A 21,532-nucleotide genomic window follows, 5' to 3' on the forward strand; every position below is an offset into this window, starting at 1 on the left:
TAATATATAAATTAATATATTAATATTCTTTAAGCTGCTGCAGATTAAGCTCACCAGTCTCCTCCCGCTCCAGCCACTCTAACTCCCCGGGAAGTTCTTTGTTGTTGAACTCCAGGTGAATGACGCGGCGGTGCTTGTTGTTTTCTGTTTTAGAAGAGGCATGCAGTGTCAGGGGTTTCATCAGATGCACCCCGCCCTTCTGCACTTTGCAGCATTTGCTCTCTGTCGTTTCTCTTACTTCCGCTATCTCCTCATCAGAAAGTATGCTGAAGTGTGTCTTCGGTATCACCTTCAGCGCCCCGTTCTCCTCGTCCGTATCGTCCAGGTGAATACGCAGCGTGAAGGCACTGTGCAGGTACTCCACCAGCGGACGCACGCTCACAAGCCCGGCCTTGCTTGTCCAGCCACGGAAACCCGCTGTCTCCACCTTCTCCTTCACGTTGATGGGCACGTCCTGGTGCCAGGTCACGTACCAGTTCGATTTGGGCGGCTTATCAAAATAAATGGCCTTTGTCAGGAAGTAATCTGCACCGAAACCTTCCCGGATCAGCGTGCACAGGTTGCTGTTGAAAAGGAGATGCTTCAGGTTTGGAATCTCCTGCAAAAGACCGCGAATAGCAAAGAGCGCATCCGTTCTCCGGAAGCGCTCCTGGTCTTCTGTGGCCCGGGTGATAGTAGAGAGTATTTTGCCTACTTCCTTGCTGGTGTACATGTTTTCCAGCACGGCATAGCCCCGGCGTTTTACTTTGGTGATGCTGTGTTCCAGCTCCGTCAGGTTCAGCTCCTTCTCATACTGCTCGGCAGCGTTGCGCATTTTATCGTGTATGCGGCGTTTCAACTTGTGTGGCTTCAGTACTTTGATGCAGTCCCCGAAGCCCATGATTTCCCGCTCCAGCTCAAAGTTAAGCTGCACGTGCAGCCGGATAATGACACCGTTGCTGGTCTTTTCCACCAGTTGCTGTGAGTGGTGCATGGGCTTTGTCAGCACGTACGGCGCGTTTTCCCTGTTGATGTACAGTTCCACCTCCTCCGGCCCCTCATGGGGGTTTACCGACACGCCCAGTACATGCTCAAAGTAATCGGGAAGTTTTAAAGAAGAATTTTCCAGGAAAGGCTCATGCGACTCCCCTACTTCCAGGATGCGGTCGAGGGCCAGCACCAGCACAGGCTGGCTTCTCTTTTTGATGCCCAGCACAAACCAGCGGTTGCGGTACTCCTTCAGGAAATAGGGGTAAAACGTGAAGGCATGCGCTTCCCGTGCCTTGAATGACTGGTAGGTCAGCTGCACAGGTCGCTTTTTAATGATGGCCTGGTAGAGGGCATCGATGTGCTCCAGCCCCTTCAGGTTGTCATTCTTCTCCAGGTCTATTACCGGTGGCTGCTTTGTTCTGGCCGTATGGATGCGGTCCTCCAGGCGCTGCACCATGCCGCTGAGCTCGTGAAAGTGCGTGAAGCCCTTGAACTGCCGCAGGATTCCTGCTACTTCTGTCAGCTTCCCCAGGTCCTGCTCAGTGAGCGGAATGTTGGTGATGGAGTATTCCGGGTCTTCGTAGGCATAATACTTTTTATCAATCACAACGATAGGCGCATTATAGCCCAGTTTGTCGCTGCGCATAAGCTGCAGGTCCATCTGTACTGTGCGCCGGCTGACGCCTTTGTCGATGCCCTCATACTCATACAAGGCATCGGAGCAGGCGTCTATCAGGTCCTCCAGCGTCCACTTCCGGTATTTGTTCCGGAGGCAGTTGTCGAGGGTACGGTAACGAATGAGGGCATTCCGGTTTACAGGCATAGGTGTGGGTGTTTCATCAAGTGTCGGTCCGGATTCTCTATACTATGGCAGTCGCCTGAATCATGAGAAACCTTACAAAAGAAAGGCTACCGCACGATGCTGAAAACAGCAGTTATGGTTGCCGACCCAAATAAAATAAAAAGAAGGAAAACACCTATATATAGAAAAAAGTAATTACTTTAAATCCTTTATATTTGACTGTCACTCTACATTAACCCGTTTCGCTGTAACCCGGAAGCATAAAAGCATGAAAACTATTCAACTGGCAGTTCTAATGGGATTTGTGCTGCTCTTTTCCTCCTGTAAAGATGACACTGTATCGCCAGTTGATTTAACTGGTGATTGGCAATCAGAGGAAATATATGTGAATGGGAAGCTACAGGAAGGTAGCAGTACCTCTACCTGGCTACTTCTGAAAAAGGATAACCTGTTTCTCAGAAACTACATACCGGGTATATGGTCCCTGAACAAGGGAAAGCTTATGTTAACCCCAGATAAGGATTTAGCAGTTCAGCCATTGCAGTATGAAATAGTACATCTTTCAGACGCTTCTCTTACGCTAAAGATAACCTTAACTGAAAGGGACTATCTCCAGGACTTTGAAGATACAGAGGAGCATGAGCAAATTACTGTCACCGAAAAATACAGAAAGAGATAGCCTGCAACCACACATTTTTCTACTAGCACTGTACCAGCTGTTATGCCAAGTACTTGCTTCTTATATTCATCATAACCTACACCGAAGCAGCGCCTGCTAAAAGCCGCCACTTTGAGAAGAAGGCTCATAAAAAGCCTTGAAAACAAACAGAACATCAATGGAAGAGTTGGTAGAAAAAAGAAAAAGAACAGAAGAAATCAAATTCAAATACAGCTGGAGAAAGTATCAGCAACGCGTGCTAAATGACTTGCAGGATCACTTAACAGACCAGCATTTACACGTAATTGCACCACCAGGCTCTGGCAAGACTGTTTTAGGCCTTGAAGTGGCCTTGCGACTCAAAAAACCAACTTTAATTCTCGCTCCGACCATTGCTATTCGCAATCAGTGGATACAGCGTTTCTGTGAGCTCTTTCTTCAAACAAACTCTACCCCTGACTGGATTTCGAGAGACATTCGCCAGCCAAAGTTTATGACTGTTGTCACTTACCAGGGTCTTCATGCAGCCTGTAACAACCTCCGCGCGGAGGAAGGTGAAACAGAAGAGCTAGAAAATAATAAATCTACTAACCGGAACCTGAGCAACATAGTTAACGAGCTAAAATCACAGAACATTAAAACCATTGTGGTTGACGAAGCACACCATCTGAAAAATGAATGGTGGCAGACCTTGACAAAAGTCAAAGAGAAGCTTGACCCGGTCATTGTTGGCTTAACTGCCACTCCCCCCTATGACGTTTCGGCTACGGAATGGCAGCGGTACATTAACTTGAACGGACCTGTCGATACAGAAATTTCGGTGCCTGAATTAGTTATTGAAGGTGATTTATGCCCACATCAGGACTATGTCCATTTCTCGTTTCCAACGGAAAAGGAGAGCACAAGCATTCTAGCTTTCAGGCAAAACATAGAAAAACTGTTTCAGGAAATAAAGCTGGATGATACCTTGATAAAAGCAATTGAGCATCATCCTATCTGGTTAAACCCGACCGCACACTTAGACTGGATTTACAACAACCTCTCCTACTACTCCGCCTGCCTCATTTTTTTAAATGATAACGAAAAGGAAATTCCAGAAACACACCTGGAGGTAATTGGTGACAAGAAACTTGCAATTCCCAAGCTGGGCTATAGCTGGGTAGAGACTCTTTTAGATTTTTATCTCTATAAGGAAAGAGAGCATTTTAAGGCTTATGAAGAACACCGCAGGAGCCTGGAAAACAGACTCAGAAAGTACGGTGCCATTGAAAGGCGGCAAATTAATTTTACCTACAACAAACGGGTTACTGGGTTTTTAACCTCCAGCATCAGCAAGCTGAACGGAATCAAAGAAATAGTAGACTTTGAGTATAATCAATTAGGTAAGAATTTACGGCTGGTTATTCTTTCCGACTATATCAGAAAAGAATTTTTCATCAATGCAGATGAAAACAAGCTGGAGTTGAACAAGATTGGCGTTATTCCAATCTTTGAAAAACTAAGGCGGGAGAACCGTCAAAACAAAAAGATAGGTCTTCTTTCGGGGTCACTGGTTATCATTCCCAAAGAAGCATTTACCACTTTCGAAGCAAAAGCCGCTCAACACGGCATCACACAAATCAGCTCTTCGCCAGTTCCTTTTGATGCTAACTATGTTTTAATCAATCCGACTGAGCAGCTTAAACACGACATCGTTCATGTCGTTACACAGGTTTTTCAGCAAGGAGAAATTGAAATCTTAATTGGCACCAAGTCTTTGCTTGGCGAGGGTTGGGACGCACCAGCCATCAACTCTTTAATACTGGCCAGTTTTGTCGGCTCTTTTGTTTTGTCGAACCAGATGCGCGGCAGGGCTATCCGAACACAGCACGGCAACAAAGAAAAAACAGGAAATATCTGGCATCTGGTGTGTGTTGACCCGTCTTCCCCAACAGGCGGAGACGATTTTGATTTGATGAAAAGAAGGTTCAGAAGCTTTGTAGGTGTGTCCTACAAAGAAGAAGTCGGTATTGAAAATGGCATCGGGCGTTTGAACCTGCCTGATAACATGCATCGAAAAGAAGAAGTTGAGAAAAAGAATCTAGAAACCTTTACGCTGGCAGGTGATCGCGAATCCCTCAGAAAACGCTGGAAGGCTGCCCTTGAGACAGGTGTTAGCCTTGAAGAAGAAATAAAAATACCGTTTCCTAAAGACAAAAACTACAAGGGAGTTAAATCCATGTATTTGCACAAGACCATAGCCAACCTGATGGCAACACTTGGTTCAGGATTGCTGGGTTTTGGTTTAGAGAGTATACAAGGACTCGGACGAGCAGCAAGAAACATCAAAACAATACAGGACCTTTACTTCTTTCTAGCCATCCTGGGTGCTATAGGTGTCGCTCTTTTCGGAAGTCTTACCTATAAGACGCTAAGACTTTACATACAATACCGGGATATCTCTAAAGACATACAACAAATAGGAGATGCACTTCTGAATTCACTGGTAAAAGCAGGCGCCATTCTTACCAATAACTCAAAGCTAAAAGTTGTGTCTTCAGTTGACAACTTTGGTGCTGTATACTGCCACCTCGAAGGCGGAACAACATTCGATAAATCTACTTTTATCAACGCTTTGCAAGAGGTGATTGCACCTGTTGATAATCCACGCTATGTCATTATCAGGAAGAGTAAGTTTATGAAGTTCGTCAAGCAAAAGGATTATCATGCTGTTCCGGAAATCATTGGGCGCAACAAGAGCTTAGCAGAACACTTCAAAAGCCAATGGGAAAGACTCGTCGGAACCTGTGACCTTGTCTTTACCCGCACTATTGAAGGAAGAAAGCTATTGTTGAAGTCAAGGGTAAACTCATTGACATCACAGCTTGGAAATGAAGTGGAGCATGTAAACAAATGGAGATGATAAGAAAGTAGCATCAAAACTTGATAAGATTCCCGGTTAAAAGAAGCTTTTGTTGTTTCCTCTTTTTCTGGATCAGAACATTCCGGGCAGAAAGCCTGGTACATCTAAAATAGCCTTGTTCAAAATTCATCACCGCTGTTCCTAATATAAAACAATATGAAATTAGCCAGATTCATTATCCTCTTCATCACCACCTTTCTTTTTCAGCAGAACCTCATGGCAGAAACATGGGATGAGCCGTGGCAAAAGGAGATTCTGAAAAAAGCTGACTATTTTGTTCTGGCAAAAGTCCTGGCTAAAGGCGACACACCAGAAGCAGAAATAGAAGTTGTCAAAAGTTTTGGAGATAAAAGCTTAAAGGGGAAGGTAAAAATAGCTGGCTTCTACATGCTCAACATGAGGAGCGCGTCCGGGCATGGACTGCACTTGCCATTGAAAGCTGGCGCAACTTATTACCTGCTGCTTAAGAAAGGCGAGAAAGGGAACTACAGTTTACCGACTCCCACTTCAGGGTATGCCTTCCTTGACAGTGGTAATGTACATGCAACTTACAGGCACAGCTACCATCAAGCACTGGTCCCTCAGGAAGTCTATGAGAATACATACTCCCAAATCTGGAGCTACTTCAGGACTGGGAAGTACGAAAATTCTAAAATTGCAGACTTTATAAAGGCTAACCTGGCTAAAGCCCCTGCAGGATTTGAGGAGCAGGAAATTGCCACCTTCTTTCTACAGCATGTAGCCATGGAAACTGCCTACCTGCTTGACAAAGAGATTCCGCTTCAAACAGTAAGAAAATTTATTGAGACAGAACACTTCCATTCCAGGGTATCGGCGCTGCGGCTTTTGAGTAATACTATTTCAGCCGAAGTCGCAAAGTACCTCTACAATTTTATCATGGAGGATGGGAACGATAATTTTGAAAAAGTCACAGCCATCCAATCTCTTTGGAAAGTGGGCGGTACCGAATACAGAAACAAACTGCTGGCAATACAGGAGGAGCTATCTGACGAAGAAACAGGTTTTGGCGGAAACATCATGGACCCGCGGGTAGCAACCCATTTCCCCAGCCCCAGAGGAGCAGTTGCAGAACTAAACAAAAGGTAAAAAGAATCAGAATCCTTCCGGCAGCTGTTGACTCAGGATTGCTTCTTCCACTTTTGCGCAATGCTGACAGCAGTCTCCAGCATGTGCGGCGCCCAGCTCTCAATTTTCCAGTCAGAACCAGCCAGGGAAGATGTAAGGAGCAGCCGTCGGGCTTCTTCGTAGGAAGGTGCTGTTTCCAGGATGTGCGAGAGCTGCAGCTGTTGGTTGTGGAGCATGTCATCCTCCACAGCAGGACCCTTCTGTAGAGGCTGTACCGGTAGAAAAAGATTATCAACATCCCTGGACAGGCTGCTTCTACTCTTCTGTACCAACGCCTCCATCTTCAGAAAATCCTGACGGAAGCGGATTCTGCTGCTTTCGGTCTTCAGTCCGTTTCCCAATTGCTCCAGCACGACATATCTTAGGTTAGGGCACTTGGGTATTGTCAGTGCCAGCAGCTGGAACACCTCCTCCGGCACGGCATCATCATGTGTGTCCCTTCTTATCTTCTTTTCTGGTTCAAGCACAGAAGCCTCCCAGCTGCCTCCTGAAATATGGATTTCCCGCACACGTTCCAGCGGGTACAGCGTGATCAGGTCTTCGTAAGAAATAACGAAATTATGGAGCTGGCAGTAGAGGTTGTGCAGGTCCAGTATAAGGAAGCCATTCACAGGCGCTACCAGCTTGTCCAGGAATTCGCCATGCTGTTTCACTTCGTCCAGCGAGTAGGAAAAAGCCAGGTTCTCGAGCCCGACCGGACATTGGCAGGCCTCATAGATGCGGCTTAACCTGTCCTGCCCGATGCGCAAAGTGGCGCTGGTGTACGGCACATGGAGAGGAGCACCGGAATGGAAATTCTGCCCGGTAAAAAACCCGAAATGCTCAGTAATTTGGTCGAACGAATATTGGGAGGCTAATTGCTTCAGTTGTTCCAGCCAGTGCTGCTGCTCCTTCGTCCACTTGCCAGAGAGCAGGGAAAAGAATACCCCGTGGCCAACCAGCCTGTTTTGTTGGCTATAAGCAAGCAACAATTCTGTGAACCAGTAAGGCACCTGCGCTGCCCAGTAGAGTGTATCGAAAGACCATTCAATGGCCTCTACCCTGCCTTCTTCCAGCAAAGGAAAAGCGGCCGATAGAATATCCGCATCTAAGTTACAAGCAATTGTTGATAAAATTTCCGGCTCTTTCCCCACAGGATGTAGTTCTTTCCTGTCCAATGCTTAGCCCATGCCACAAGCCGGGCAGTTGTCCGGTACTTTCACAACCTCTTTCCCTTTCTCACCGCCCTGCTCTGTCCTGGGCCCGGGCAACTCTTCTTGTGTACAGCCTGTGGTCTGTACTGTAATGCCAACCAGTATGGCTCCGAGTAACGCTTTAGGTAGTTTCATGGTGATATCGCTTATTTGGTGCTGGTACAAATTTCTTCTCTCGTCTGGATGACCCTCATCCAGGAGCAAGGGTTGCATCTGTACTCAGAATAAGTCTGCTACACCACTCTGCCTTGTGAGAGCCCATTTTTTTTGTGTCCCGGTCTTAGCCCTTCAGGAGCAGCGGGAATTTATTTCATGAAACACAGAAAATAAATTCTCCTGCGCAAAAACACTGCGTAGCGCTCCTCTACCTTTGAAACAGCAACTACAATAACAGCCATGCAGGAACAGATACAACAGAAGCTAAAGGAATTAGAAACACAATACAAGGTGCAAATCCTGTTCGCCTGCGAGACGGGCAGCCGCGCCTGGGGCTTCCCCTCCCCCGACAGCGACTATGATGTGCGCTTTATTTACCGGCACCCAAAAGACTGGTACCTCTCCATCGACGACAGGCGCGACACCATCGAGTACCTCAGCGGCGACCTGGACCTGGTGGGCTGGAACATCCGCAAGAGCCTGCAACTGCTGCGCAAGTCCAACGCAGCGGTGTTCGAGCGCATGCAGTCGCCGATTGTGTATGTGCAGCAGACGGATTTCCGGGACAGGCTGAAAGAGCTGGCTCCCTCCTATTTCTCCTGCCGGGCAGGCCTGCACCATTATATGAGTATGGCCCACAACTATTACAAAGCCTGTGAAGCCGGGGACATGGTAAAGCTGAAGAGTTACTTTTACCTGCTCCGCACCACGCTGGCCAGTCTTTGGATAGTAGAGCACAAAAGCATTCCGCCGCTGGCTTTCCGGGAGTTGCTGCCACTGGTGAAGGACCAGAAAATCAACAGCACGATTAACAGCATGCTGGAGCTGAAGGCAACTGTGGACGAGAAATACCTGCACCCGAAAGAGTTGAAGCTAGAGGCCTACCTCAAAAGCACCCTCGACTACTGCGAGGCGAAGGCAAATGAATTTGAAGCACAGAAGGGCGAGACAGAGTCGCTGAACCAACTCTTCAGGGAAACGATAGAACAACCATGGCACTAACCATAGACGAGCTTAAGACAAAAAACCTGCTGCTGTTCGAGTGCATCAGCGGCAGCAGGGCCTATGGCTTGAGCACCCCCACCTCAGACACCGATATCCGGGGTGTGTTTGTGCTGCCCGAAGAGGATTACTTCGGACTAAACTACGTGGAGCAGCTCAGCAACGAGAGCAACGACATTGTGTATTATGAGCTGCGCCGCTTCGTGGAGTTGTTGGCTAAAAACAACCCCAACATGCTGGAGCTGCTGAGCATGCCCAAAGATTGTATCCTGTACCAGCACCCGCTCTACAACAGGTTCAAGCCGCAGGACTTCCTCTCGAAGCTATGCAAGCAAACCTTCGCAGGATACGCCCTCACACAGGTGAAGAAGGCGAAGGGACTGAACAAAAAGATTGTGAACCCGGTGGAACCGGAGCGCAAGTCGGTGTTGGATTTCTGCTATGTGGCGCAGGGACAGGGTTCTGTGCCGGTGCAGGAGTTTCTGGAGCAGCAGGGCCTGCAGCAGGAGGATTGCGGCCTTGCCCGCATCCCGCACATGTCGGACCTGTATGCGGTGTTCCATGACCCAGGTACAAACCTCAGGGGCATTGTGCAGAGCGAGGAATCCAATGATGTCTCGCTGAGTTCCATTCCCAAAGGCCTGCAGCCGCTGGCGGTGATGAGTTTCAACAAGAACGCCTACTCCACCTACTGCAAGGAATACAAGGAGTATTGGGAATGGGTAGAGAAGCGAAACAATGCCCGCTACGAAAACACGCTCTCGCACGGAAAGAACTATGACGCTAAAAACCTGATGCACACCTTCCGCCTCCTCGACATGGCCGAAGAAATCGCCAGCCAGGGCCAGATCATCGTGCGCCGCCCGAACCGCGAATTCCTGCTCCAAATAAAAGGCGGTGTTTTTGAGTATGCGGAATTACTGGCTATCGCGGAGGAACGAATTGCTAAAATGGATGAACTGTACGAAAAGACTAATTTACCGGAGGAGCCGGATATACTGCTGTTGAATGAGCTGCTGGTGGAGGTGCGGAAAAGTTTTTACAAGAAAGTTTAACTGCGCAAAAAGGCTGCGTAGTAGGCTTCTTCCTTTGTATCATACCAAAAGAAAAACTATGAACGCACATCAACTCACAGGAAAAGATCTTCTTAAAATCGGCTATGTTCCCGGTAAAGCCGTCGGCACAGCACTGGCCCTAATCGAGACAGCATTTAAGGAAGTATCGAAAGAGGAGCAGTTAATACTACTATCTAAGGTACTCTCCTCGCCCTCAAAATACCAGGAAGATGAGCTTTGGGCACCGCTAGCAGAGGACTTGCTGCCACCGAAGCAGGAAGAGGTTACCCCTCTTTTGCCCGGCGCTAAAGACTATGTCATTTATGGGGCTGAAGGTATTGAGGCGGGTGCACTAAAACAGATGGATGTGGCCATGCGCCTTCCTGTAACAGTAGGCGGGGCACTGATGCCGGATGCGCACCAGGGGTATGGTCTGCCGATCGGTGGTGTACTGGCAACACAAAACGCCGTGATTCCCTATGCCGTGGGCGTAGACATTGGCTGCCGTATGAGTATGAGCCTTTACGCCATACCACCCGACATTCTGACGACACAGCCAGCGCAGCTAAAGAAGCTGCTGCTCGACAACACGCGCTTCGGTACGGCTACTTTTAAAAACCCTCAGGACCACACTATCATGGAGCGCAACGAATTTGCTGATATAGCCGTGGCGAAGGGCCTGAAAGACCGGGCCTTCAGACAGCTAGGTTCCTCGGGTGGCGGTAACCACTTTGTGGAGTTTGGCACAGTGGAACTGCACGATCCGGAAAACGAGTTTAGCCTACCAACAGGTAATTACCTGGCGGTGCTCTCCCACTCCGGCTCTCGCGGCCTGGGTGCCAGCATTGCGGGGCACTATACCAAAGTAGCCATGGAAAGTTGCCGCCTGCCGCAGGAGGCGCGCCATCTAGCCTGGCTGGACCTGAACACAGAGGCGGGGCAGGAGTACTGGCTGGCCATGAACCTGGCCGGTGACTACGCCTCGACCTGCCACCACCAGATACACCAGCGGCTGGCGGCGGCACTAGGTGAACAGCCGCTTGCGGTGGTGGAGAACCATCACAATTTTGCCTGGAAAGAAAAAGATGCCGACGGAAACGAGGTAATCGTGCACCGGAAAGGTGCTACACCAGCGGGTCAGGGTGTATTAGGCATCATTCCTGGCTCTATGGCGACGCCCGGCTTTATCGTGCGTGGAAAAGGTGATGCGAATTCGCTTAACTCCGCCTCGCATGGTGCGGGCCGGGTGATGTCCAGGACTAAGGCCAAACAAACACTTTCCCTGCCACAGGTGCAGCAGTATCTTTTGGATGCGGGTGTGGAGGTAATAGGATCAGGCTTGGATGAAGCGCCAATGGCTTACAAGGATATCCGCCAGGTGATGCAATCGCAACAGGACCTTGTGGAGGTGGTGGGAACATTCACGCCGAAGCTTGTCCGCATGTGCGGGGATGAAAAGTATATGGAGAAGGATTAGTGTTAATGATTTGATCTCTCAAATGAAAAGCCCCTGCTGTAAATAATGGCAGGGGCTTTTCATTATACGGAATTACCGGTTATCGCCGAGGCATGGACTGCTACAATGGAATGCACTATATGAGGCTTCAGAATTACCGGATGAGCCGGATATGGAGAAGCTAAACAAGCTACTGGTGGAGGTGCGGAGGGAGTTGTATGCAGGTATGTTGAATCAACTTTAAAGCTTCTCATTTCACTGATGCACTACCAGTTAAATGATGCCCACATATGAGAGTGCAACAAAGTGTCTGTTTTATCAATGGCCTTGTGTAGACGATATGATAAGGTATTTAGCCGAAACATGTCGTCTACACGTAGTTGCCAAAAGTGCTACTTTACTTCTTCAGTTTTTCTTCTATCTGCTGAATAGCGATGTGTATCTTTTTTTGACCCACTTCATCTCCAGGAATGTCAGTTGCTGCAAGAGCTTTTAAAAACCTTAAGTCATTCTCATTTGGTAACGCAGTAGCATATTCACAAAACCTACCTAGCAAAGAAAAACGATCATTGAACCTGTTATCGACACCTAAGACGAAGGAGTCTTTCTGCACATTTACATTATGTATGGGCACCCCTAATCCCCTACTTATTTTGGTGCGGACACTGTCAAGAACCATAAATAAATTTTTAGTGTTCTCACCGCCACCCGCTAATATTTCATCCAAGCTGATGGATTGCTGCTCATCTTCCTTCAACTTTACCTGCACGATGAATTTGTCCTCAGTATTGTCATTTTTTGCTGTTCCCAATGTACTTTCTATAAATGCCAGAGTTTGCACCTCTTTTATATCGAATTCATGTAGTATATCTCTCACCCTTGAGTTTATAGAATCCTCTTTGGCAGATTTAACAGAGAAAAGCACAGGATCTTGGGCAAACTCATAGCTTAAACCAACCCAATGAAACAGCGACTTGTATATCAGTGGCCTTGCTTCCTCCACCTGGAGGTCAGTAAAGGTTTCGAAGTACTGGCGGAGCCATTTTGATTGGGCTGAGTTATCAACTAAATCCAGGTTTAGAAGAAATGAACTAAAATCGGATAACAGGAACCGGATTGTTTCTTTATCCCTAAAGTGTCCGAGACCACAACAGGTGGAGATGGCAAATTCATTTCTAGTCTGATCATTCCTTTCGTGTGATGAAATGTAGTCCATCAGCGCTTGCTTACTTTCCTCCAGGTCATTTTCAGAGATCAACATACTAATGTCGAAAATCAATGATTCAGTGCCTTTCTTTAGATGCTCATTCAAATAAGGGATGTATCCTTTGTTATCAAGCTTCTGTAAAGTGGCAATAACAAGTTTGAATAAATACTCATCTTCAGTCTCGAGTAGTGGTAGCAGATACTTTGCAGCTGGTTTGTACTTTAGCTCACCCAAGGTCCTTATTATCTCTACTTTTCCACCCTCTAACTCATTGCGCACCGGATCCATTATACTGGCCGGATAGATACCACCCGTACCCGCTTCTTTTAGCTGTGCAAGCAACACAGGTCCTACAAAGTCGGCACTCTCAGTTGATAACTGCCTAACAGCTTCACCTTGCACCACGCTGCTTGAGTCCTTGAGAAGTGTAATTAGAATTTCTCTTGACTTTTTAGACTTCGCCTTTCCCATACGGCGCGCAAGGGCGAGCCTAGTATTTAGATTTGGGGCATCTACTGCTCTCTTGAAGACTTTATTGTATGAACGGTTGCCCGTTAAGTGCAACATCATCAAGTATTGACTAGCCATATCCCATTGAGAACTGAGAAGACTTTTCTCAAGCTTATGGAGAAGCTGCTTTTGAAATTTCCTATTGGGTTCATTATTTACAGCAACAGCGAGAAATTCATCTAATTCAGAGAATGATTTTTCAGAAGATTGGCTGGAGTGGCTTGTGCTTAACAAATTGTAACTCACCCTTTCCCCCTTTACAAAAAAGTCTCCTGAGGTAGGTGACCAGACACGGTAAGCAAGCCCCTGCTGAATAGCATTATAAAAACTAATCAGCTCGGGCTCTTCTTCAATTAACTGTAGCCAATATTCCTTGCCTTCATCAGTCAGGGTATGCTTATTAAGAAAAAGTATATATTTTTCTCCTGTACGCATAGTGTCGATTGGGCCATACCTATTGCTGAAGCCTGAAATCCATATTTCATCCTTCTCTAAGATGCCTTTGTAGGACTTAAGCAGTTTGGCCCTTGCTCTGAAATCTCCTTCACCTGTTATTTGGAAAAGACCTATTACATCAGAACTATCAATCATCGTTTGCCAGGCTGGGTCATGCCATGTATCCGCCTTTACATATGTAAAGGACAGCAGCAAAAAGAGGCAGATGGTTAGGGTTTTGAACATTGAAATCTATTTTTGCATTATTGGCAACGTGCTTAGCTTTCCTGTGGCTCAACTACCGGAAGGTGTTGTTGGCCCATGGTATTTTACATTGTTAATACTCCCCCTTTTATTTTGAATTCTTCCTCTGAATAACTCCTGTCAAAAAAGTTAAACCCAATATCTATGGTTACAGGGTCTTCTCCCTCCACTATAAACTTAAAGTACCTACCATCAGTTGAAATCTCTTTCACTCTCTCCGCTTCAGAACTGTCGTACCCCTCACCTCTCATTTCTTCATCCCGAGAGGGAAACCATAAAGTGTTGTGCTTGAAGTTCAAGGTAAATCTTTCCTTAAATGAAATGTTCGTTTTCTTTCCTATGCGAAGGTAGTCCCACAGCAAGAAGCTCTCCGACTGGGGCAGCACTAACTCTTTACCATTCTTCTCAAACTTCAGAAAATGAAGTGCGGGATAAAAAGGCAAACTCGCTTTGTACAGTGGCTTTAGGTTTAATTGTTGGTAGAGATAGCGGAATGGGATCAATGCCCATACCAGTTCATTTGGCCCCGCATTTCCGTAATCTGATACTGTCTTATAGATACTGTCACCTTTGATGAAAGAAACAGTAATCTTCTCTCCATCCGTAAATCCCCCTGAAAATTCATCAGGAATATTATTGATGTCAGCCTTTCTAAAGTTGCTTTCTAACTCCTGATAAAGCTCCTCTGGAACAGAACCAGTATAAAAACCGGTTTTGGTTGTGTAGCGCTCGCCATAGAATGTCACCTGACCGTCAGAACTGATGATGGTGTTGGAAGCCTGACAAGTGCCATAGCAACCAGAGGTTGAAACTACTATTTTATCGAAGGTTGGCTCAGCATTCGAGCTGTAATTCTTTCGTACAAACGTCCAAGGCTCACCCCGCTCAGTTGCAAACGAGAGTGTATCTTCCGTGAGTTTAACAACCTTGAGGCCCCACCATGTGGAGTCTGTAAGATTAAATATCTTCAAGCTGTCTCCTTTTACATAATATTTTGTTTTAGAACCAAGATAGATAAGTTTTCTGTCTCTGCGTTCCTTACCACGCAGCATTCTATAATATCCCCTTTTAACATCTGCTATGCCGTTAGAGTCAAAAGAGAACCCCTGCTCAACCAGCCCAGCAATAGGAGGTGGACGTTCATTTCTCTTATCGCTACCCGATACTCCTTTCAAATCCGCTGGCAGCCAATGTCCGTACAACTCTGGCAAGAGCTTCTTTTCTTCGTTGCGCTCATGGCAATAAGAAAGTAGAAGAACGCTTAGTAAAACAAGGGCAAAATTTTTCATTGTCTATTGGGCAAACTACTTGGTATAAGATATGAACATACGGTTCAATGCCAATTTCAACAAACAACTCTATGTTCACATATGTAAAATACTATATTTTAACTCTCTACCCTTTAAATATTTTTTAAATTATTTTTACCTCCCCTCCTCCTACGCAAAAAGACTGCGCACTAGCCCCTGAACTTTGGTCTATCATATAAGGAAAAGGCCATGAAGTTCAACTTTCTCACACCAAAAAAGCACCAGACCACGAACTACGAAGGAGCGCTGGCCTGGAAAACAGGACCAGACGCCGAGCTGTATGCAGCCGTTGTGACTGCCTCGCTGAACGACAAGTTTTACGAGAGCAGCGACAAGCGCCTGGAGCGTATCCGGGAGCTCATTGCGCAGAACGAGCCGTCGTTTGTGGCGAAACTAGCGGTGTATGCACGCACGCAGATGCACCTGCGCAGCGTGCCGCTGGTACTGGTGGTGGAGCTGGCGAAAGTACACGCTGGCGATGACCTGGTGAGCCGCACCGTTGCCCGCGTGGTACAGCGCGCCGACGAGATTATTGAACTCCTCGCCTACTACAGCCTGAGCAACGGGCGCACGGGTACCAAGAAGCTGGGCCGCCTCTCCAAGCAGCTGCAGAAAGGACTGGCCATGACCTTTAACAATTTCGACGAGTACCAGTTCGCCAAGTATAACCGTGCCACAGACATCAAGCTGCGCGACGCGCTGTTCCTGGTGCACCCAAAGTCTAAAGACGAAAACCAGCGGGCACTCTTCGACAAAATAGCCGCCGATACGCTGGCCACGCCTTATACCTGGGAGACGGAATTATCGGCTCTGGGGCAGCAAGCGTTTGAGGATACCGCCACCAAAGCCGCTGTGGTGCGGGCAAAGTGGGAAGAGCTGCTAGACAGCAACAGGCTCGGCTATATGGCCCTGCTGCGTAACCTGCGCAACATCATGGAAGCAGAGGTATCGGGTGCGCACATGCAGCGCGTATGCGCCACCCTCTCCGATGGCCGCGCTGTGCAGAAGGCCAGGCAGCTGCCGTTCCGATACCTGGCGGCTTACCGCGAGGTGCTGCAGCTGAAGTCCGGCTTTACTGCACTAGTGCTGGATGCGTTGGAGGAGGCGGTACAGGTAAGCGTGCAGAACATGCAGGGCTTCAGCGAGGAGGTGCGCGTGGTGGTAGCCTGCGATGTGTCGGGCTCCATGCAAAAGGCTGTTTCTCCAAGAAGCAAAATCCTGAACTACGACATCGGGCTCATGCTGGGCATGCTGTTGCAGCACCGTTGCCGGAATGTGATAACCGGCATGTTCGGCGACACCTGGAAAGTACTCAACCTGCCTCGCAAGAGTGTATTGGCCAATGTGCAGGAGTTCTACCGACGCGAAGGTGAGGTAGGCTACTCTACCAACGGCTACCTGGTCATCCGTGACCTGGTTAACCGTCGCGTGAAGGCAGACAAAGTGATGGTCTTCACCGACTGCCAGCTCTGGGACAGCACAGGCTACCACCAGAGCCTGACCCAGGAGTGGAAGAAGTACAAGGCAGTGGCACCCAATGCCCGCCTCTACCTCTTCGACCTGGCGGGCTATGGCTCCTCGCCCATCAACCTGCTGCAGGAAGATGTTTTCCTCATAGCGGGCTGGAGCGATAAAATATTCGAGGTGCTGGAGGCAATAGAGAACGGTGGTACTGCCCTGGAGAATATTGAAGCAGTAGAACTATAAAACGCAGGAGGTGCCGTAGGTGCGTGGTACTTCGGTGAAGTCTTACATGGACGAGCAGGTTCAAATCCTGCAGGCTGCCAACAGCCTTGTCACGGGCCGCTTGTTGCCCTCCTGCTTTTAAGATTTTAAAATGAGCGGTGCCGTAGGCTGGAGTTACTTCGTCAGGGTACTGGAGTTGCAGGTTCGAGTCCTGCTTCTCAGGTCAGTAAAGGCCAGGAATAGTGAAAGGGTAACACGCCAGTGAGTACAATTTATAGGTCTCCGGCCGCCTTTCGCCCGCTCATTTTAGATATTGAAGTGGTGCCGTAGACAAGGGTTACTTCGTGTGTCGCAGGTTCGACTCCTGCCAGAGTCACCAGGTTCTGTAGCTCAGCTGGTAGAGCAACGCCTTGCAAAAGGTTTAGGTCCCTTGTCGCCTGTCGCCCGCTTTTTATAAACAAAACAGAGTGCCGTTAAATGGAGTTACTTCGCCTGTCACGCAAAATCCAACTCCATTTGCCTGTCGCCTCTGTCTTACTGGAACAGGTGCCGTAGGCAAGCGTTACTTCGACTTTTAATCGAGAGGCCGCGGGTTCGATTCCCGCCACGTTTCAAGCGTGTAGCTCAGTGGTAGAGCACTATGTCGCTTGCCATCTGTCGTCCTGCTTCTTTTTTACCTGAAGCTACCTTAGGCCCGTAAGCCCGGGGAGTTTCGGGTAAAAAACCTATATTGAATTTTAAATATATCTCTAAAAAGAGAAAAATCAGATGCTTTTAGAAATCACGACCACGCATTCCCCGGCCACAGACCTAGGCTTCCTGCTACACAAGCACCCGGACAGGCTGCAGTCGGTGGAGCTGGCGGCGGGAAAGGCGCATATCTTTTACCCCGAAGCCACCGCAGCACGCTGTACCGCCTGCCTGATGCTCGACATCAACCCGGTGGACCTGGTGCGGGTGCGGAAAGGGAATAATGCCCTGCAGGACCAGTACGTAAACGACAGGCCTTACACGAGCAATTCTTTTCTGAGCTCCGCTATTTCCAAGGCCTTCGGCTCTGCCCTCAACGGCAGGTGCAACACCAGGCCGGAGCTGCCGGAGATTTTTATGCCTTTCACTTTGCGGCTCAGCTCCCTCCGCGTGGATACGGACCTGGAGATGGTAGAGCGGTTGTTTGTTCCGCTGGGCTATGCGCTGCAAACAGAGACGATTCCGCTGGACATGGCTTTCCCGCAATGGAGCCAGAGCAGGTATGTGAATCTGACACTGAAGAAAGTCTGCCCCCTGCAGGAACTGCTCTCGCATGTGTATGTGCTCATCCCGGTGCTGGACAACAGCCGCCACAGCTATGTGACACAGCATGATATCGAGATACTCCTGCAGAAAGGACAGGGCTGGCTGGAGCAGCACCCGGAGCGCGACTGGATTACGCGCAGGTTCCTGCGCAACATCCGCACCATTGCCAACGAGGCTATCCTGCGGCTGGCAGGTGAAGAAGTCATGCCGTCTGATGAACCCAAATCTCCGCTACAGGAGAGCCTGCACCAGCTGCGCCTCAACCGGGCTTTTGAGCGGCTCCAGCAGAGTGGTGCGCAACGGGTGTTGGACCTGGGCTGCGGTTCAGGCAAGCTGCTGCGGTTGTTGCTCAAGGATGGGCAGTTCCGGAAGATAGCCGGCATGGATGTTTCCTTCTCAGAACTCCAGCTGGCAAATGAAAACCTGCACCTGGACGAGGCCTCCCCTGCCCTGCGCGAACGGCTCTCCCTGTTTCAGGGCTCCGTCACCTACCTGGACGAGCGCCTGAAAGGATACGACGCCCTCGCCATGGTGGAGGTAATCGAGCACCTCGATGCGGAAAGACTACCGACCATGGAACGTGTTGTCTTCGGCTATGCGGCCCCAGACACCGTGGTGCTCACAACGCCTAATGCAGAGTACAACGTTGTGTTCGAACGGCTGGACCCGGAGGCTTTCCGCCACCAGGACCACCGCTTTGAATGGACGCGGGAGGAGTTTCAAAACTGGTGCGGGCACGTGTGCGAACGCTACGGCTATGAAGTGCGCCTGGAGCCAGTTGGTCAGGAAGAGCCTGAAGTAGGTGCACCCTCACAAATGGCGGTATTCAAAAAGAAAGGAACAGCATGAAAGAAATAAAACTACCCGAAATAGCTCTTGTACTGCTGGTGGGCCCAAGCAGCGCAGGCAAGAGCACGTTTGCAAAAAAATACTTCCTCGGCACCGAAGTCATCTCTTCCGACTACTGCCGTGCCCTGGTGTCAGACGATGAGAACAATCTGGAAGCGACAGGCGATGCCTTTGACCTGCTGAATTTCCTGGCTTCCAAGCGCCTGAAGCGGGGAAAGCTGACAGTCATAGACGCGCTGAACCTGCACAAGGATGACCGGGCAAAGCTTGTACGACTGGCAAAGGAGAACTACGCCCTGGCTGCTGCCATCATGCTGGACACACCTATCCGGCAGCTGCAGGAGCGGCACGAAGTGCGCCCAGACCGCAACTTTGGCCGCCAGGTCATCGAGAAGCACTACGACATGTACAGGCGCACGCTCAAGAGCATCAAGCGCGAAGGCTTCAGCTACACCTACCAGGTTAGTCCGGAAGAGGAGCTAAGCATCGTGCGCCAGCCACTCTGGAGCAACAGGAAAGAAGAGACAGGCCCCTTCGATATCATCGGCGATATACACGGCTGTTTTGATGAACTGCAGGAACTGCTGACCGAGCTTGATTACAAAGTGGAGCAGCAGGCAAACGGGCATTACCAGATCAGCGGCCCTGCCGGAAGGAAAGTCATTTTCCTAGGCGACCTGACGGACCGGGGACCAAAGTCGCCGGAGGTGCTGCGCCTGGTGATGGACATGGTAAACAGCGGGCAGGCCTTGTGCATACGGGGCAACCACGACGATAAATTGCTGCGCTACCTGCAGGGTAAAAGCGTGAACCTGGACAATGGGCTGGACAAAACAGTGCAGCAGCTTGCCGCTACACCGGATGCTTTCAAAGAGAAAGTAAAAGCATTCCTGGACGGACTGATTGCGCATTATGTGCTGGACGAGGGGCAACTGGTAGTGGCGCATGCCGGTTTGCCGGAGCCAATGCACGGAAGGGCAGCCGCTGCTGTACGGGCCTTCTGCCTGTACGGGGAGACGACGGGCGAAGTAGATGAATTCGGCTTGCCCGTTCGCCATGACTGGGCGAAGAACTACCGTGGCAAGGCAAACGTCGTGTATGGCCATACGCCAGTGCCAGGCATCGACTGGCTCAACAACACCCTCAACGTCGACACAGGCTGCGTATTCGGCGGCAGGTTGACTGCGCTGCGCTACCCGGAGCGGGAGACAGTTTCGGTAGAGAGCAAAGCCGTATACAGCGAGCCGGTAAGGCCGGTTATGCCAAATACAGCGGCACAGGCGGCGCAGCAGGAATACGATGATATCCTGGACATCGGTCCGCTAAGGGAGAAGTACATCGTGGAGACAGGCATCGGCAAGCGCGTTATTGTGCGGGAGGAGAATGCGGTGGCAGCCCTAGAGGTGATGAGCCGTTTTGCCATCGACCCGAAGTGGCTGGTATACCTGCCGCCTACCATGTCGCCACCCGAAACGAGCCAGCTGCCCGAGTACCTGGAGCACCCCCTGGAGGTGTTCAGCTACTACCGTAAAAACGGTGTGCGGAATCTAATTTGCGAAGAGAAGCACATGGGCTCCCGCGCCATCGCCGTGATATGCAAAGACCCGGAAGTGGCGGTGAAGCGCTTTGGCATGCACTCCCCTGCCCCAGGTATTATCTACACCCGCACAGGCCGCCGCTTCTTTCAGGACGAAGCAACTGAAAAGGCTTTCCTGGAGGTACTCCAGCGAGCCCTCACGGCGGCGGACTTCTGGGACAGGTTCGAAACGGATTGGGTGTGCCTGGACGGGGAGCTGCTGCCCTGGTCATCCAAAGCGAAAGACCTCATCATAAACCAGTACGCGGCCGTAGGAGCCTCAGCTTCCAACGCACTGGAAAGAGCGCATGACGTGCTGCAGCAAGCGCAATCTCGTGGCTTGGAGGTAGGTGTCATGTTGGAGAATGTAGCACAGCGGACGCAGGCCATCGACAAATATATTGCTTCCTACCACCACTATACCAGCGAAACGGAAGGTATTGAAGGCATGGCCTTCGCTCCTTTCCACATTCTGGCAACCGAAGGGAAGGTGCATGCAAACCAGCAGCACACCTGGCACATGGAAAAACTAGCGGAAGTATGCCGCCAGGACGAGCTTTACCTCCTGATGACCAGCCACCGCTTCGTGAACCTGGAGGATGAGGAAAGTATTAACACCGCCGTCAGCTGGTGGACAGAACTCACAAAGGCAGGTGGCGAAGGCATGGTGGTTAAGCCGCTGGACTTTGTGTCAACCAACAAAGACAGGCTGATACAGCCCGCCATGAAGTGCCGCGGCAGCGAGTATCTGCGCATTGTCTACGGCCCGGAGTATGACCTGAACGGCAACCTGGAGCGCCTGAAGCAGCGCCACGTAAAGGCGAAGCGGGAGCTGGCCCTTCAGGAGTTCGCCCTGGGCCTGGAGTCGCTGGAGCGCTTTGTGCGGAAGGAGCCGCTGCGCCGCGTGCATGAGTGCGTGTTCGGCGTGCTGGCACTCGAGAGCGAGGCGGTGGATCCGAGGTTATAAGAGTAGTTTATCAAAAGCTATTTTGGTACTGCCAGGTTTCAGTGGTGTTTCCCTCTACATCATTGAAGCCTGGCAGTTCTCTTTTCTCTGCGT

Annotated in this window: 14 protein-coding genes and 1 tRNA gene; 10 read left to right on the top strand and 5 right to left on the bottom strand. The window is 49.6% G+C overall.

From position 1 onward, the window contains the following. Window positions 1–19 precede the first annotated feature (19 nt). On the bottom strand, window positions 20–1,792 hold the full coding sequence (locus tag E1919_RS21325; protein ID WP_162055449.1) for a phytanoyl-CoA dioxygenase family protein: 1,773 nt from the start codon (window positions 1,790–1,792) through the stop codon (window positions 20–22). Window positions 1,793–2,039: 247 nt separating this feature from the next. Here E1919_RS21325 and E1919_RS21330 point away from each other — a divergent pair, with 247 nt between their 5' ends. The 3 genes from E1919_RS21330 (at window position 2,040) to E1919_RS21340 (ending at window position 6,438) form a co-directional block, all read left to right on the top strand. After that, window positions 2,040–2,450: a hypothetical protein gene (locus tag E1919_RS21330; protein ID WP_162055450.1), complete on the top strand. Its 411-nt coding sequence runs from the start codon at window positions 2,040–2,042 to the stop codon at window positions 2,448–2,450. Window positions 2,451–2,586: 136 nt separating this feature from the next. Further along, a complete protein-coding gene (locus E1919_RS21335) occupies window positions 2,587–5,331 on the top strand; it encodes a DEAD/DEAH box helicase family protein (protein ID WP_202915965.1) in 2,745 nt (914 codons plus the stop codon). Window positions 5,332–5,487: 156 nt separating this feature from the next. Beyond that, window positions 5,488–6,438, top strand: coding sequence for a hypothetical protein (locus E1919_RS21340; RefSeq protein WP_162055451.1), 951 nt, complete (start codon window positions 5,488–5,490; stop codon window positions 6,436–6,438). A gap of 32 nt (window positions 6,439–6,470) precedes the next feature. Here E1919_RS21340 and E1919_RS21345 read toward each other — a convergent pair whose 3' ends face one another. Both E1919_RS21345 and E1919_RS21350 read right to left on the bottom strand, forming a co-directional pair. Beyond that, entirely contained in the window at window positions 6,471–7,634 is a 1,164-nt protein-coding gene (locus E1919_RS21345; RefSeq protein ID WP_237144733.1) for a multinuclear nonheme iron-dependent oxidase, read from the bottom strand. A gap of 3 nt (window positions 7,635–7,637) precedes the next feature. Beyond that, the gene (locus E1919_RS21350) at window positions 7,638–7,805 is read right to left on the bottom strand and encodes a chryseobasin-related MNIO class RiPP peptide (RefSeq protein WP_162055452.1); all 168 of its coding nucleotides are present in this window, start codon (window positions 7,803–7,805) and stop codon (window positions 7,638–7,640) included. Window positions 7,806–8,066: 261 nt separating this feature from the next. On the opposite strand from E1919_RS21350, the gene E1919_RS21355 reads away from it, so the two are divergent. Genes E1919_RS21355 through E1919_RS21365 form a run of 3 tightly spaced genes read left to right on the top strand, consistent with a single transcriptional unit; the run spans window position 8,067 to window position 11,360 of the window. Further along, window positions 8,067–8,828, top strand: coding sequence for a nucleotidyltransferase domain-containing protein (locus tag E1919_RS21355; protein WP_162055453.1), 762 nt, complete (start codon window positions 8,067–8,069; stop codon window positions 8,826–8,828). After that, the gene (locus E1919_RS21360) at window positions 8,819–9,883 is read left to right on the top strand and encodes a nucleotidyltransferase domain-containing protein (protein WP_162055454.1); all 1,065 of its coding nucleotides are present in this window, start codon (window positions 8,819–8,821) and stop codon (window positions 9,881–9,883) included. The genes E1919_RS21355 and E1919_RS21360 overlap by 10 nt, the downstream gene beginning before the upstream one ends. 58 nt (window positions 9,884–9,941) lie before the next feature. Further along, window positions 9,942–11,360, top strand: a complete 1,419-nt coding sequence (locus E1919_RS21365; protein WP_162055455.1) for an RtcB family protein — start codon at window positions 9,942–9,944, stop codon at window positions 11,358–11,360. A gap of 376 nt (window positions 11,361–11,736) precedes the next feature. On the opposite strand, the gene E1919_RS21370 is transcribed toward E1919_RS21365, so the two are convergent. Both E1919_RS21370 and E1919_RS21375 read right to left on the bottom strand, forming a co-directional pair. After that, on the bottom strand, window positions 11,737–13,737 hold the full coding sequence (locus E1919_RS21370) for a HEAT repeat domain-containing protein (protein ID WP_162055456.1): 2,001 nt from the start codon (window positions 13,735–13,737) through the stop codon (window positions 11,737–11,739). A gap of 83 nt (window positions 13,738–13,820) precedes the next feature. Next, complete coding sequence (locus tag E1919_RS21375) at window positions 13,821–15,044, bottom strand: DUF6438 domain-containing protein (RefSeq protein ID WP_162055457.1); 1,224 nt, start codon at window positions 15,042–15,044, stop codon at window positions 13,821–13,823. 210 nt (window positions 15,045–15,254) lie between these two features. Here E1919_RS21375 and E1919_RS21380 point away from each other — a divergent pair, with 210 nt between their 5' ends. The 4 genes from E1919_RS21380 to E1919_RS21395 all read left to right on the top strand — a co-directional run bounded on the left by E1919_RS21380 (window position 15,255) and on the right by E1919_RS21395 (window position 21,439). Then, entirely contained in the window at window positions 15,255–16,772 is a 1,518-nt protein-coding gene (locus E1919_RS21380; protein WP_162055458.1) for a TROVE domain-containing protein, read from the top strand. A gap of 518 nt (window positions 16,773–17,290) precedes the next feature. Further along, window positions 17,291–17,365, top strand: a tRNA-Lys gene (locus tag E1919_RS21385). Window positions 17,366–17,519: 154 nt separating this feature from the next. Continuing rightward, window positions 17,520–18,896 carry a 3' terminal RNA ribose 2'-O-methyltransferase Hen1 gene (locus E1919_RS21390; RefSeq protein WP_162055459.1) on the top strand — a complete coding sequence of 459 codons (1,377 nt, stop codon included), beginning with the start codon at window positions 17,520–17,522 and terminating at the stop codon, window positions 18,894–18,896. Continuing rightward, window positions 18,893–21,439: a polynucleotide kinase-phosphatase gene (locus E1919_RS21395; protein ID WP_162055460.1), complete on the top strand. Its 2,547-nt coding sequence runs from the start codon at window positions 18,893–18,895 to the stop codon at window positions 21,437–21,439. Before E1919_RS21390 ends, E1919_RS21395 begins: the two co-directional genes overlap by 4 nt. Window positions 21,440–21,532: the final 93 nt, after the last annotated feature.

The organism is Pontibacter pamirensis, from assembly GCF_010015475.1.
Classification (GTDB): domain Bacteria; phylum Bacteroidota; class Bacteroidia; order Cytophagales; family Hymenobacteraceae; genus Pontibacter; species Pontibacter pamirensis.